Here is a 13103-nt window from a genome sequence, read left to right as displayed (position 1 = left end):
CTTTGTTTTATCTGAGACAGTGTGACGTGATCACCTGGTGTGTCACTTGCTTAAGGCATGCGTGGTGATTTTTGTGCTGAGTAATCAGCACATTGTTTAAAAGTCAGCAAATGGAGTTCAGGGTGCGCTGTGCACTTTTCAGCAGGCTGCGCTGTTGCCTGTTGATGGCGCAACACGGTAAGCGCCCCTTGTCTGAGGGAAGGGTACAATTTGAATTAAATATTCAAATAAATCAATTGCTTGGTGTCTTTGTTTTGTGGTTGGCATACCCATTGCTCTAGTAGGGCTATGGCTGCCTGCGCAGCCCATATCCAACCCATAGGGAGCAGAGCATGAGCAACAAACGACAATTGAAACTGGGCGTATTTCTCTCACCTTCTGGCCACCATGCGGCGGCCTGGCGTCATCCGGATACCAATCCGGCCGGCTCAACGGATTTTGAACACTTCAAAAAACTAGCCAAGATCGCCGAAGCTGCAAAATTCGATACCATCTTTACCGCCGATAGCGATGGCATCTGGGGCGGCGGTGGCGATCAGGATTTGCGCAGCCGTCGTGAGCTGAGCACAGGTTTTGAGCCCATCACCCTCTATTCCGCACTAGCTGCCGTCACCAAGAATATTGGCTTTGTGGCCACAGCTTCGACCACTTACAACGAGCCATGGCATATCGCCCGTAAATACGCGTCTTTGGATCTCATTAGTGGTGGGCGAGCCGCGTGGAATGTGGTGACGTCGGGCAATGCCGAAGCGGCATTTAACTTTGGCCTGGAGGCGCATCCGGACCACGCTGAACGCTATCGCCGCGCCGCTGAGTTTGTCGATGTAGTGAAAGGGCTGTGGGATAGCTGGGATGAAGGCTCGCATCTCTACGACAAAGCCTCAGGGGTATATTACGACCCGAGCAAACTGCATCTACTGAATCATCAGGGCGAATACTTTAAGGTGAAGGGGCCGCTGAATGTGCCGCGCTCGCCGCAAGGACACCCGGTGTTGGTGCAGGCAGGGGCATCCGAACCCGGCCGCGAGCTGGCGGCGCAAACCGCGGAGGCCATCTTTGCTGCCTGGCAAACGCTGGAAGACGCGCAATCTTTCTATCGGGATGTGAAAGCTCGCGCAGCCAATAAATACGGCCGCAACCCAGATCACATCAAGATTTTGCCAGGCGTATACCCCGTGATTGGCCGCACCGAGGCCGAAGCCCTCGCCAAGAAAGAACAATTGCGTGAATTGATTGATCCTAAGATTGGTCTGAGTCTGCTGGCGAGCCTAGGCGGCCTGGAGGGGCTGCGCGATTACGATCTGGATGGGCCCGTACCGCAAGATCTACCGGAAACCAACAACAACAAGAGCCGCCAGCGGCTATTGCTGGACTTGGCCGCACGCGAAAATCTCACCATCCGCGGCTTGTATGAATGGGTAGCCGGGGCCCGTGGGCACCGCGTGATTCATGGCACGCCAGAGCGTATTGCCGATCAGCTGGAAGAGTGGTTCGTGGGCGGCGCAGCCGACGGTTTCAACTTGTTGGCGCCGACTTATCCAGGTGGCCTGGTCGATTTTGCTGATTTGGTGATCCCGATTCTGCAAAAACGTGGCCTGTTCCGCACTGAATATGAAGCATCGACGCTGCGTGGCAATCTAGGCCTACCGATCCCTAGCAGCCGATACCAAGCGGACGAGGGTGAGCAGGCGGCTTAATTAGATTAGATTTTATTCAAATAAACAGGGCAATACCGAAGGTATTGCCCCGTCAGATTGATGAGAAACCCCACGCGCGAAGCGCGGCTCCCCTCAAGGAGGGGATGGGAGGGGTGGGAATAGAACATTAAGGCGGCAGATTGAAATCCTTATTTCCTAGGCTCGGCTTGGCCGAGACTTGCAGCCTATTGGTCAGCTACTTTTCAGCAGCCTGGCAGGGCAATCCCGAAAGGTATTGCCCTGTGGTTATTGATAATTATGATTTTGAAGGATATACGGCAAGGGGGTATTTTAGCGATAGCCCTTGGCGCTTTGCCCGCAGTCGGCAATCAGCGTCTGCGCGGTGAGGCAAGTTAGGCTCTCGCTTAGCGCAAACAATACCTGGGCAATTTCATCCGCGGTGGCCAGGCGGTTCAGCAAGCTTCCCGCTTTTAACGCGCTAAAATCTTTGGGCTCGCTCAGCGCCAGCGGCGTGAGCACCGTGCCCGGGGCTACCGAGTTCACGCGGATGTCCTCCGGGCCGAGCTCAAGCGCCAGGCTCTGGGTGAGGCCACTTAAGCCCGCTTTGGCCGCGCTATAGGCCACCCTGCCATAGGCTTTTAGCCCGTTAATTGACGACACAAAGGTGATCGCGCGATTTGGGTGCGTCGAAGCCCGCAGTAGGGGTAGTAGCTGCTGTACCAATAACAGCTGGCTGCCCAGATTCAGATCCAGCGAATCGAGTAGCTTATCGGCCGGAATCTCGGCAAGCGGCAGAAATTCCTCGGGCAGGGCCCGCCCCGCCAGAGTGATCAGATGGCTGATTGCACCGTAACGCCGCGTTAAATCCAGCACCAGACTGGCAATGCTGGCCTGATTCTGAATGTCGCAAGCGATAAACTCGACCGCCCCTGCGTAGCGCTGCTGCAGCAAGCGGCCCTGTTCAGGGTCGCGATCAACGATGACCACTTGATAATGCTGGCGCACAAATAGCTGCACTGTGGCGCTGCCGATACCGCCGGCGCCACCGACAATCACGATGGTTTTTTTCATGTTTTTCCTTGTGGTTCAGGCGCTGTGCTGAGGGTTTGGCGCTGATAGAGGCCGGGAAACCAGCGGATCCACAGTCCAGCCACGACCAAAGTACCCAGACCGCCCAATACGACCGCTGCTTGCGGGCCAAACCAATGGGCGGTGAGGCCGGATTCGAATTCGCCCAGCTGATTGGATGCACCGATAAAGAGCCCATTAATGGCACTGACCCGCCCGCGCATGTCATCCGGCGTTTCTAGCTGCACTAGCGCGCCGCGAACCACCATGCTGATCATATCTGCGGCCCCCAAGATCACCAGCGCCAACAAGGAAAGCCACAGCGAGGAGGAGAGCCCAAACACGATCGTGGCCAGACCAAACAGGATCACGGCGGCAAACATCAGCTGGCCCACGCGGCGACGTAAGGGGTAATACGCCAGCACAATCGACATACCGATGGCCCCCACTGCCGGTGCCGAGCGCAGCAAGCCCAGGCCCCAGGGGCCGGTGCGCAAGATATCGCTGGCAAACACCGGTAATAAAGCGGTAGCGCCACCCAGTAGCACCGCAAACAAATCGAGCGAGATTGCCCCGAGTAAATCGCGGCGGGCGCGAATGTAATGCAGCCCCGCGAGCAGATTTTCCCAGCCTTTGACGCTTTGCCGCTCGCTGCGTGGCGGTTTCTTGATCACAAAGATCAGGGCACAGCCCAAAGCCATGCAGAGGCCACTCAGCGCATAGGTCGCGGCCGGATCGGCGGCGAAAAGTAAGCCCCCTGCCGCCGGCGCGACAATGGTGGCGGCTTGCATGGCCGATGCTGAAGCCGCGATCGCGGCAGGCAACAGGGATGGCGGTACCACATTCGGCAGTAAGGCCTGCATGGCTGGCATTTCAAAAGCCCTTGCCGTGCCCAGCCAGAAGGCCAGCCCGAACAAAAGCTCGCGGCTTAAACCGCCATGGAGCGTCAGCGCACACAGCAGCAAGGCCGCCAGCGCTTGTGCGGCTTTCGTCGTGGCCGCAATTAGCCGCCGATCATAACGGTCGGCCACTTGGCCAATTTGTAGCAGGAATAGAATCCGCGGGGCAAATTCAAGTAAGCCGACCAGCCCCAAATCGAGGGCGCTGCCGGTCAGGCTATACATCTGCCAGGCTGTGGCCACAGCCAGAATCTGAAAGGCCGCCGCAGTTAAGGTGCGGGAGAGCCAAAATGCTTGAAACGGACGATGGTGGCGCAGTGAGGGCAGTTCAGTGGGCATGGCAGGTATCGGTGAGCCCCCCTGGTGGCCCAGGGGGGAGGGATTACGGCGCAGGGTTGCTGATTTGCGCCTGAATAGCATCAATCGCAGCGATCACCTCAGGGCTGAGGGTCACGCGAATACTACCGATGTTTTCGGCTAGCTGTTCAAGATTGGTGGCCCCGATCAAATTACTGCTAACAAAAGGCCTGCTATTGACGAAGGCCAGTGCCAGTTGAGCTGGGCTCAGGCCATGCGCTTGTGCCAAGGCCACGTATTGCTCGGTAGCAGCTTGCGCTTGTGGATTGTTGTAGCGGCTAAAACGCTCATACAGGGCCAGGCGGGAACCTGCCGGCCGCGCGCCATGCAGGTATTTGCCACTTAACACGCCAAAACCGAGTGGCGAATATGCCAGCAGGCCGACTTGTTCACGGTGGCTAAATTCCGCTAGGCCGATTTCAAAGGTGCGGTTGAGTAAGCTGTAGGGGTTCTGGATGCTGGCGATGCGTGGCAAGCCCAGTTGGTCATGAGCCGCTAGAAAGCGCGACACGCCCCACGGCGTTTCATTCGACACCCCGATATGCCGCACTTTACCGGCTTTAACAAAATCAGCTAGCACCGACAGCGTTTCTTCAATGCTCACCGTGTATTCATCGTCGATCCATGGGTAGGCCAAACGGCCAAAAGTATTGGTGCTGCGGTCGGGCCAATGCAGCTGGTATAGATCGATGTAATCGGTTTGCAGCCGGGCCAGGCTGGCATCCAGTGCCGCAGTCAGGCTTTCGCGGGTGAAATGGGTTTGGCCATTGCGCAGGTGATTGGGCTGATGCGCCTGGCGAACTGGCCCGGCGGCCTTGGTGGCCAGCACTACTTCATGGCGGCGGCCGGTTTTTTTAAACCAGCTACCGATATAGCTTTCGGTGCGGCCCTGGGTTTCCGGCTTGGGCGGCACCGGATACATTTCGGCTGCATCGAGCAGATTAACGCCTTCAGCCAGTGCAAAATCAATCTGTTCATGGGCCTGAGCTTCGGTATTTTGTTCGCCCCAGGTCATGGTGCCCAGGCCAATCACGCTGACATCCAGTGTGGTACGGCCTAATTTACGATATTCCATGCTATTTCTCGTCCAGTCGTCGTGGTGGTGGTGGGATGGTGCGGGTCGTTCAGCAAACCATGCCTTTTGAGCAAGGTGCGCAACACATTACGGGTGAGCCCTAGAAGTTCGGCGGTACGCACCTGGTTGTAGCGGGTGTATTCGTACGCAGAACGAACCAGTAGATCTTCGACTTGCTCAAAGAGCTCAGGCTGCTCAGCCTGAAATAATTTATGCAGTTGCTGGCGAATAATTTGCAGCGGGTCGCCACTGCCTGCGGTTTCCTGCCCATGGCTGGTGATGGCGTTGAGCTTGAGGTGTTCGGGGCGGATTTCACGGCCGCTGGAGACCAGCAGCGCGTAATGCATCACATTTTCCAGCTCGCGAATATTGCCTGGCCAGCTGTAGCTTTGTAACGCCTGCACGCTGCCGGGGGTGAGGGCGGGTGCGCCATAACCCAGCTTGTGGGCATAAATGCCCAAAAAGTGCTCGGCCAGCGGCTGAATATCGGCCCGGCGCTGGCGCAAGGCTGGAATATTGATACTCACCACATTAAGCCGATAGAGTAAATCCTGGCGGAAATGCCCGGCATTCACTGCCTGCGCCAAGTCCACATTGGTGGCCGCAACCAGTCGTACATTAATGGGGGTGGGCTTGCGGGCGCCAACCCGTACCACCTCGCGCTCCTGAATCACGCGCAATAGCTTCACCTGCAAAGCCAGCGGCAAATCGCCAATTTCATCCAGAAACAGGGTGCCCCCATTGGCCGCCTCGAACCAGCCGGTTTTGCTGCCTACCGCGCCGGTATAGGCACCCGCTTCATGCCCGAATAGCTCGGCTTCGGCCAAGGTTTCGCTAATTGCGCCGCAATTCACCGCGACAAATGGGCCTCTCCTGCCACTGATCCGGTGCACATGGCGGGCGACCAGTTCTTTACCCGTACCGGTTTCACCGTGGATGAGAATCGGCGCTTCAGATGGCGCAACCCGCTCTACTTCATGCAGTAATTGCTGGGATTCCGGGTCGGCAAATACCAAGGCTTTGGCCCGAATGCTGAGCGGACTTTGTTCCTGATCGGGAAAGGTCAGCACGGTCGTCGAGTTATCGGGCATGGCGTTCTCCTGGTGGTGGCTTATGGGTATATTCATCAAGACACTGCAGAATAATGGCTTGATGAATATACGCTGGGCAGGTATGCCCAGCGCAAGTGCTTACAATGTGGCAATCGACACTTCGGTTGATTTCACAAAAGCAATCACTTCACGGCCCGGTTTCAGATCCAGCTCTTTGAGTGAGCGGGTGGTGATGACCGAAGTGACCACACCTGATGGGGTGAGTACATCCACTTCTGATAACACTGGCCCTTCGATGATCTCTTTGATGGTGCCGCGAAATTGGTTACGTACGTTGATTGATTTGATGCTCATGGTATTGCTCCTCAGGAAAGGTAAAGAAAGTGGCTACGAAACATTAATGAATCAGATACTGATGCTGGCCTGCTGGATGCGAGCGGCCAGCTGGGCCGGGTCGAGCTGGACCCGACCAGGATTACTCAAGTGCGCCAGGAAATGGCCGATAGCCAAGGCGAGGCGCTCGTCGATTTCTGGGGCGATTTGGTAGCCAGTCGGCTCTTGGCTCGTAAAATCCTTGTCGGTGGCGTAAACCCCGCCGACAATATGGCGGGCTTTCAGTGCCGATAGCACCGGCTGCAAGGCGTATTCCACCGCCAACAGATGCCCGGGGCTGCCCCCGGTGGCCAAAGCCAGCGCCGCTTTGCCTTCGAGTGCCCGCTCAGGCAGCAGATCAAGAATGGCTTTGATCACGCCGCTGTACGCCGCTTTGTACACGGGCGTGCTGATAATCAAGCCATCGCTGTCGGCAATGACGGCTTTAAATTCGCTAATGGCCGGACTATTCCAGCGGGCGTTAATCAGATCTTCGGCTGGAAAGTCATGCACGCCGTACTGAATAACCTTTACCCCTTGACTGCGCAGCAGTTTGGCGGCGCGCTGCAATAAGGCGGTGGATTTCGAGGGCTGGCTCGGGCTGCCTGCCAGCAAGACTACAGTGGACATATACTCTCCAAGCGTTGTTGTTCTGTATGGCTTGAGAGCGACTATACGGCCGGCTGTATATTTCTAAAAATAATTAATAAATATTCTCATAGATCAAATTGGAATATGCATGCGCGCTGTTGCCTGCGCAGCAGATTGCACCAGAGTCTGCGTGCTTCGCAGCATCGTGAGCATTGGATATTTGTCTTTGGTTATATAAAAATCACAAAATATTATTTATTGGAATATCAAAACTAGGGGAAGATGCAGTCAGCAGCGATTCACGTCTGCCGCGGCAGTGGGCAAACATCTCAGGCCGTGACTGAACACCTTCGGGAGAGACCCTACGATGAAAAAAACGATTGCTTTAGCTGTATCCCTCGCCTTGTTCTCTGGCGCAGTCTGGGCCGACAAGCTCGATGAGATTAAAAAAGCCGGTGTCTTGCGTGTGGCCGCATTTGATAGCAACCCACCGTTTGGTTTTGTTGACCCGCAAACTCGCCAGCCGGCTGGTTTGGATGTCGATGTGGCGCAAGCCTTGGCGAAAAAGCTCGGTGTGAAGCTCGAACTGCAAGCCACTAACCCGGCCAATCGAATTCCACTGTTGACCGCCAATAAAGTCGATCTGGTGGCCGCAAATTTCACCATCACCGAAGAGCGGCGCAAACAGGTGGAATTTAGCGTGCCGTACTTTGCCACCGGCCAAAAGTTTATTGCCAAAAAAGGGGTGCTGAAAAAGCCCGACGACATCAAAGCCTTGCGTGTCGGCGTGGATAAGGGCACGACGCAGGAAGCGCTGCTGCGCGAGAAATACCCGCAAACACCGGTGGTGGCCTACGATGACACCCCGCTGGCGTTTACCGCCTTGCGCAACGGCAATGTGCAGGCGATTACGCAGGATGACGCCAAGCTGCTGGCGCTGCTGGCCAATGCCCCCGATAAAGCCAAATACGAAATTTCCCCTTTTGCCCTCACGCGTGAATATCAGGGAATTGGCCTGCCGCGCGGCGAAGAGCGTTTGGCGAAATTTGTGAACGCCACTTTGCAAGAGCTGGAAAAAACCGGTCAGGCCAAACAGATTTATGACCGCTGGTTTGGCCCCAAAACCAAAGCACCATTGCCACGCGACTTCAAAATCGGCGACCCAACCTAAGCCTGCAAGCTCAGCGCTGGGGCGGCTAATCAAGGCCCGCACCCTGTCATCCGCCCCTGTGCCAAGTGCAGCGCACAAGGCGTAGCAGGGCGGGTGAAGCGGGGAGCGGATGCCTGCAGCCCCCGCGATCTGCCGACCGGCCAGACTCGATCAGTCTGGCCGGTTTATTTTCACCACGGGCGATTCGCCTGTATTGGGGAGAAAGTGATGCCAGCATGGCTTGGACAAGGATTATTGGGCAGTGAGCAGCTAGGCTGGCTCTTGCAGGGGCTGGTGCTGACCATCACGCTGTCTGCGGCGGTCATTCTGACTGGATTAATCTTGGGGGTACTGCTGGGTATAGCGCGGCAGCAAGGGCATTGGCCCTGGCTGGCGCTGCCGCATAATGCGCTGCGCAATACGCCGCTTTTGGTACAAGTGCTGTTTTGGTATTTCGCGGTGGGCGGGATGCTGCCGGAGGCCGCGAAAATTTGGCTCAATACCCCCCATGTGCTCTGGCAATGGCAGGACTTAAGTCTGGGTTGGCCCTCATTTGAGTTTTTGGCCGCGTGGTGGTCATTAAGCTTATATGCCATGGCCTATATGGCCGAAGATGTGCGCTCGGGGCTCAATGCCGTGCCCCGTGGTCAATGGGAGGCGGCACAAGCCCATGGCCTGCGACCTTGGCAGGTCTTACGCTGGATCATTTTGCCGCAAGCCTGGCAGATTGCCCGTATCCCGCTTCTTGGGCAGGGCCTGAACACCATCAAAAATACCTCACTGACCATGGCGATTGGGGTGATGGAATTATCCTATCGATCGCGTCAGGTGGATGCCCAGACTTTGCTCACGTTTCAGGCCTTTGCGGTGGCCACGCTGCTGTATGTGCTGTTGAATCTACTGACACAGCGCTGGGCCCAGCCCCGACTGGAGGCGAAGCAATGAATTGGCCGGTGATTACCGATAATTGGCTGTTTTTTCTGATTGGCGCCTGGCCGCAAGGCCCTTTGGGAGGGCTGGTGCAAACCTCTTTGCTGGCCTTGGGGGGCGGGGCGCTGGCCACCGTTCTGGGGCTGGCCGGTGGTTTGGCACTGTGGGCCGGCTGGGGTGGGGCGCTGTTGCGCTGGGGCTGTGAATTTTTGCGCGCCATCCCGGTGTTGCTGCTGATGTTCTGGTGCTATTTTTTGTTGCCGATTGTGTTTGGCCTGGATGTGCCCGGCACCTGGACCGTGATCGTGGCGCTGGGCTTGGTCTCGGGCGCCTATCTGGCCTATGCCGTCCAAGCGGGCTTGCATGCCGTGCCGCGCGGGCAGTGGGAAGCCGCGCAGGCGAGCGGGATGCGCCGCGGGCAAATCTTGCGCTGGATTGTGCTGCCGCAGGCGCTGCGCATTATTCGCCCCTCGTGGCTTAATCAATGGGTCACCTTAGTTAAAGATACCTCGCTGGCGTATATCGTCGGCGTGGCTGACTTTACCTTTGTGGCCAATCAGGTCAATAGCCGTGAGCAGGTGTACGCTTTAGAGATTTTTCTATTTATTGGTCTGGTGTATTGGGCTTTGTGCGCCAGCTTGCAATGGTGCGGCGAACGCTACGGGCGGATTGCTGCACGTGATTAAGGAATAAACCTATGTATATTGCTACACAGCTTGCCAGAGCTGGCTTGCAGACCGATACCCATAGTGGTGCTATCAGCACACCCATCTATCAAACCGCGACCTTTGCGCATCCGGCTCTAGGCCAGAGTACAGGGTTTGATTACAGCCGCTCGGGCAATCCAACCCGGCAGGCACTGGAGCACACCATCGCTGAGCTGGAAGGGGGTAGCCATGGCTTTGCTTTTGCCAGCGGTTTGGCCGCCTTGTCGACCGTGCTGGCGCTGTTTTCGGCCGGCGATCATCTGGTGGTGAGTGCGGGCTGTTATGGCGGCACCTATCGCTTGCTCGATCAGGTGTTTGCCCGTTTTGGCTTACAGATTAGCTATGTACCCCTGCATGACGCGGCGGCATTCGCTGCGGCCATCCAGCCCAATACCAAGGCGATTTTGCTGGAGTCTTTATCGAATCCCTGTCTGGATGCGCCCGATTTTGCCACCATCAGCGCGCTGGCCCAACAGCAGCAATTGCGGTTGATCGTGGATAACACGCTGCTGAGCCCGCTCTGGTTTCAGCCCTTATGCTATGGGGCTGATATTGTGTTGCACTCGGCATCCAAAAGCCTGAGTGGGCATAACGACACCATTGCCGGGGTGGTGGCCGTGCGCGATGCCGCCTTGGCGGCTGAGTTGGGCTATTTGCAAAATGCCATCGGTGCAACGCTGGGGCCACAAGATGCCTGGCTAGTCGTCCGTGGCCTTAAAACCCTGGCTTTGCGCCTGGCGCAGCAGGAGAGCAATGCGCTCGCTCTGGCGCAATGGTTAGCCCAGCAGCCCCAGGTGAGCCAGCTGCGCTACCCAGGCTTGGCCGGTGACCCGGCCCATCGGGCCATTACCCAGTTCGCCAGCGGGTTTGGTTCGCTGATCAGTTTTAGTTTGCCCGATGAAGCGGCTGTTCGCCGCTTGATAGAACGTTTGCAGTGGATCAGTTTTGCCGAGAGTCTGGGCGGGGTGGAGAGCCTGATTACCGTACCAGCGCTCCAAACGCACGCCAATCTGAGCCCGGCAGAGCGACAAACGCTGGGGGTCGGCGATCACTTGGTGCGCTTATCGGTAGGGATTGAGGATACGCGCGATTTGCTGGCGGATTTGGCGCAGGCGCTGGCCTGAACTGGACTGGACTGAAGAGGGCTAGCGCCAGTCGGCGAAAATTTGCCACGCTAACCGGATGAGCAGTCCGCTCGCCAAAGCGATAAATAAATAGCGGATTAAGCGATTGCCAAAGCGCAGTACCAGCCGGGTGCCCACCCAGCTGCCGAGCAAATTGGCCACGGCCAGCGGGAGGGCTAAGCCCCACAAGACCGCTTGCTGCGGTACGAAAATCAGTAAGGCCGCCGCATTGGTGCTTAGATTCACCACTTTGGCTATCGCCGCCGCCCGCAAAAATTGCTGCCCTTCATAACGCACCAGCCAGAACAGCAAGAAGGCCCCGGTGCCCGGCCCAAAGAAACCATCGTAAAAGCCAATTCCAATGCCAAAAAGCAGCCCCGCAGCCATCGGCCTTGGGGTGGCTAGGGTTTGGTCACGCTGGCCCAGCTCGGGTTTGCGCAAGGTATAGAGCAAAATCGCCAGCAGCAGCACCGCCACGACGGGGCGCAATAGTGCCGCAGGGAATAAGCCGATCGAATGTGCCCCCAGCAAACTTCCCAACGCCGCCGTGCTGGCCAGCAGCAGGGTGCGCTGCAGTGGCACCTTTACTTGCCGCAGGTATTGCCGGGTAGCGAGCAAAGTGCCCCAAATCGCGGTCATTTTATTGGTGCCTAAGAGATGCAGTGGTAGCTCTTTGGGTAGGGCGGTGAACAAGGCTGGCAATAAAATCAGGCCGCCACCCCCAATGGCCGCATCTATTAAGCCGGCCAGAAAAGAGAGCGGGATCAGCTGGCTGGCCAGTGTCAAACTTAAGCTCATTTTTATTTCTTATGGTTATATTGAAATGAATATATATTCTTAATGTTTTTATTTGGGCTCGGCGATAATGCCGGCAACTGACGAAATACATGCGCTTAGCGCAAAGGAATGGCTCAATGTCGCTGACAGAGTCTTTCATGGGCTTGGGGGCTGACAAAACTGGCCCTCAACGCCCGGCCGCAGACGGTGACCCCGCGGCAACGCTCAGCCACAGCGTGCCGGCGCTGGATGATTATGCGCCGCTAACCCGCCGGCAAGTCAATGCGCTGCTGTCGTTTACCCAGCAAGATGTGCTCTTGCCTCATCAAATCGCCAAACTTAGTTATCGCAAATTATTGGCCGTGCCGGGTTTGGGTGATAAAGGCATTGCCTTGGTGCGCGCATGGCTGCAGCGGCACCAATTACCGGTGAACCATATTCCGCTCGAAAAACCACGATTGCGCCGTGTTAGCCGGCAACTGGATCAGGCCTATCGACTGCTGCATGAGCATGGCTATCAGATTCTGGGCCCCGATGTGGATGACTATGTGATCTAGCCGCCAAGGCGGTTAGATCAGTAGCACTTCTGGTTGCATTTCTGGCAGCGCACTTTGCTGATGGTCCAGATCATCAAATCACCCTTCCCAAACCTCCTTACCAGTACTAACAGCCCGAACCGGGCGGGCTGTTAGTGCATGGGCGAGGATTGACTTACCGCCGCTTTAGGCCTGTTCAAAGGCCAAGCTCTGCTGCACGCTCGGGCGCTGGGTAAACTGCGTGTAGGCGCGCTGCAGCCCCGGATATTGGCTGAGCAAATCGTTAAAGCGACTGATCCAGCCTAAGAACACCCCCAGATAGGCATCGGCAATCGTGAAGCGCTGGCCGACCAGATACGGGCCATCTTGCAGCTGTTTTTCCAGATGCTGCAAGGCGTTTTCGATCTGGGTGCGCGCCTGCGCCTTGATGGCTGGATGCTGTTCGCTATCCGCTAAATAGCGCTCGGGGCGGTTGAAGGGGCGGAACGCCCCCACATGCAACTCGCTACTGAGATAACCGATCCACGATTGAATCTTGGCTCTTTCGCTACTGCCAACCGGGGCGAAGAGCTGATGGTCACTGGTTTGATCGGCCAGAAAGGGCAGGATGGCGCTGTTTTCGGTAATCACTTCACCATTATCCAGCTGCAAGGCGGGTACGCGACCGAGCGGATTGATGTGGTGAATTGGTGAATCCGGTGTGCGCAACGGCACTTTGACGATCTCGATCGGTAGTTGCAGTTCTCGTGCCACCACATGAGTGCCAAATGAGCAAGCGCCAGCGGCAATGAATAATTTAGGCATGTC

The 13103-nt window shown here is 56.7% G+C and carries 14 protein-coding genes; 6 read left to right on the top strand and 8 right to left on the bottom strand.

Features of this window, described 5'->3' with window-relative positions; all coding sequences use genetic code 11:
• The first annotated feature begins 332 nt into the window (after positions 1-332).
• Positions 333-1697, top strand: coding sequence for an LLM class flavin-dependent oxidoreductase (locus tag G482_RS0107225; RefSeq protein WP_028449475.1), 1365 nt, complete (start codon positions 333-335; stop codon positions 1695-1697).
• Positions 1698-1988: 291 nt separating this feature from the next.
• Here G482_RS0107225 and G482_RS17705 read toward each other — a convergent pair whose 3' ends face one another.
• The 6 genes from G482_RS17705 to ssuE form a co-directional block, all read right to left on the bottom strand.
• Positions 1989-2729, bottom strand: coding sequence for an SDR family NAD(P)-dependent oxidoreductase (locus G482_RS17705; RefSeq protein WP_051258817.1), 741 nt, complete (start codon positions 2727-2729; stop codon positions 1989-1991).
• Positions 2726-3964 (bottom strand): MFS transporter, encoded by a 1239-nt coding sequence (locus G482_RS0107215; protein ID WP_028449474.1) that lies wholly within the window; start codon positions 3962-3964, stop codon positions 2726-2728. Before G482_RS0107215 ends, G482_RS17705 begins: the two co-directional genes overlap by 4 nt.
• A gap of 43 nt (positions 3965-4007) precedes the next feature.
• Complete coding sequence (locus G482_RS0107210; protein ID WP_028449473.1) at positions 4008-5057, bottom strand: NADP(H)-dependent aldo-keto reductase; 1050 nt, start codon at positions 5055-5057, stop codon at positions 4008-4010.
• Complete coding sequence (locus G482_RS17700; RefSeq protein WP_051258816.1) at positions 5039-6148, bottom strand: sigma-54 interaction domain-containing protein; 1110 nt, start codon at positions 6146-6148, stop codon at positions 5039-5041. The genes G482_RS0107210 and G482_RS17700 overlap by 19 nt, the downstream gene beginning before the upstream one ends.
• A gap of 99 nt (positions 6149-6247) precedes the next feature.
• A complete protein-coding gene (locus G482_RS0107200; protein WP_028449472.1) occupies positions 6248-6463 on the bottom strand; it encodes a TOBE domain-containing protein in 216 nt (71 codons plus the stop codon).
• A 51-nt stretch (positions 6464-6514) separates the two neighbouring features.
• Entirely contained in the window at positions 6515-7111 is a 597-nt protein-coding gene (ssuE, locus tag G482_RS0107195) for an NADPH-dependent FMN reductase (RefSeq protein ID WP_028449471.1), read from the bottom strand.
• A gap of 328 nt (positions 7112-7439) precedes the next feature.
• On the opposite strand from ssuE, the gene G482_RS0107190 reads away from it, so the two are divergent.
• The 4 genes from G482_RS0107190 (at position 7440) to G482_RS0107175 (ending at position 10983) form a co-directional block, all read left to right on the top strand.
• Positions 7440-8243: an ABC transporter substrate-binding protein gene (locus tag G482_RS0107190; RefSeq protein ID WP_028449470.1), complete on the top strand. Its 804-nt coding sequence runs from the start codon at positions 7440-7442 to the stop codon at positions 8241-8243.
• 207 nt (positions 8244-8450) lie between these two features.
• Positions 8451-9167 carry an amino acid ABC transporter permease gene (locus G482_RS0107185; protein WP_034619177.1) on the top strand — a complete coding sequence of 239 codons (717 nt, stop codon included), beginning with the start codon at positions 8451-8453 and terminating at the stop codon, positions 9165-9167.
• Positions 9164-9838 carry an amino acid ABC transporter permease gene (locus tag G482_RS0107180; protein ID WP_028449468.1) on the top strand — a complete coding sequence of 225 codons (675 nt, stop codon included), beginning with the start codon at positions 9164-9166 and terminating at the stop codon, positions 9836-9838. Before G482_RS0107185 ends, G482_RS0107180 begins: the two co-directional genes overlap by 4 nt.
• An 11-nt stretch (positions 9839-9849) precedes the next feature.
• Complete coding sequence (locus tag G482_RS0107175; protein ID WP_028449467.1) at positions 9850-10983, top strand: trans-sulfuration enzyme family protein; 1134 nt, start codon at positions 9850-9852, stop codon at positions 10981-10983.
• A gap of 21 nt (positions 10984-11004) precedes the next feature.
• Here G482_RS0107175 and G482_RS0107170 read toward each other — a convergent pair whose 3' ends face one another.
• Positions 11005-11781: a sulfite exporter TauE/SafE family protein gene (locus tag G482_RS0107170; RefSeq protein WP_034619174.1), complete on the bottom strand. Its 777-nt coding sequence runs from the start codon at positions 11779-11781 to the stop codon at positions 11005-11007.
• A 116-nt stretch (positions 11782-11897) separates the two neighbouring features.
• Between G482_RS0107170 and G482_RS0107165 the strand changes: the two genes are divergently transcribed.
• Positions 11898-12317 carry a hypothetical protein gene (locus G482_RS0107165; protein WP_034619171.1) on the top strand — a complete coding sequence of 140 codons (420 nt, stop codon included), beginning with the start codon at positions 11898-11900 and terminating at the stop codon, positions 12315-12317.
• A gap of 165 nt (positions 12318-12482) precedes the next feature.
• On the opposite strand, the gene G482_RS0107160 is transcribed toward G482_RS0107165, so the two are convergent.
• Positions 12483-13100, bottom strand: a complete 618-nt coding sequence (locus G482_RS0107160; protein ID WP_028449464.1) for a glutathione S-transferase C-terminal domain-containing protein — start codon at positions 13098-13100, stop codon at positions 12483-12485.
• Between the last annotated feature and the right edge of the window lie 3 nt (positions 13101-13103).

The sequence above is a fragment of the Chitinibacter tainanensis DSM 15459 genome, assembly GCF_000429785.1.
Classification (GTDB): Bacteria; Pseudomonadota; Gammaproteobacteria; order Burkholderiales; family Chitinibacteraceae; genus Chitinibacter; species Chitinibacter tainanensis.
This window is presented reverse-complemented; position numbering and strand designations above follow the sequence as displayed.

Excerpts from the sequence above, each read along its gene's own strand:
- G482_RS0107165 (WP_034619171.1), top strand. The coding sequence starts at position 11,898 with ATGTCGCTGACAGAGTCTTTCATGGGCTTGGGGGCTGACAAAACTGGC.
- G482_RS0107190 (WP_028449470.1), top strand. The coding sequence starts at position 7,440 with ATGAAAAAAACGATTGCTTTAGCTGTATCCCTCGCCTTGTTCTCTGGC.
- G482_RS0107210 (WP_028449473.1), bottom strand. The coding sequence starts at position 5,057 with ATGGAATATCGTAAATTAGGCCGTACCACACTGGATGTCAGCGTGATT.
- G482_RS0107185 (WP_034619177.1), top strand. The coding sequence starts at position 8,451 with ATGCCAGCATGGCTTGGACAAGGATTATTGGGCAGTGAGCAGCTAGGC.
- G482_RS0107180 (WP_028449468.1), top strand. The coding sequence starts at position 9,164 with ATGAATTGGCCGGTGATTACCGATAATTGGCTGTTTTTTCTGATTGGC.
- G482_RS17700 (WP_051258816.1), bottom strand. The coding sequence starts at position 6,148 with ATGCCCGATAACTCGACGACCGTGCTGACCTTTCCCGATCAGGAACAA.
- ssuE (WP_028449471.1), bottom strand. The coding sequence starts at position 7,111 with ATGTCCACTGTAGTCTTGCTGGCAGGCAGCCCGAGCCAGCCCTCGAAA.
- G482_RS0107170 (WP_034619174.1), bottom strand. The coding sequence starts at position 11,781 with ATGAGCTTAAGTTTGACACTGGCCAGCCAGCTGATCCCGCTCTCTTTT.
- G482_RS0107225 (WP_028449475.1), top strand. The coding sequence starts at position 333 with ATGAGCAACAAACGACAATTGAAACTGGGCGTATTTCTCTCACCTTCT.
- G482_RS0107200 (WP_028449472.1), bottom strand. The coding sequence starts at position 6,463 with ATGAGCATCAAATCAATCAACGTACGTAACCAATTTCGCGGCACCATC.
- G482_RS17705 (WP_051258817.1), bottom strand. The coding sequence starts at position 2,729 with ATGAAAAAAACCATCGTGATTGTCGGTGGCGCCGGCGGTATCGGCAGC.
- G482_RS0107215 (WP_028449474.1), bottom strand. The coding sequence starts at position 3,964 with ATGCCCACTGAACTGCCCTCACTGCGCCACCATCGTCCGTTTCAAGCA.
- G482_RS0107160 (WP_028449464.1), bottom strand. The coding sequence starts at position 13,100 with ATGCCTAAATTATTCATTGCCGCTGGCGCTTGCTCATTTGGCACTCAT.
- G482_RS0107175 (WP_028449467.1), top strand. The coding sequence starts at position 9,850 with ATGTATATTGCTACACAGCTTGCCAGAGCTGGCTTGCAGACCGATACC.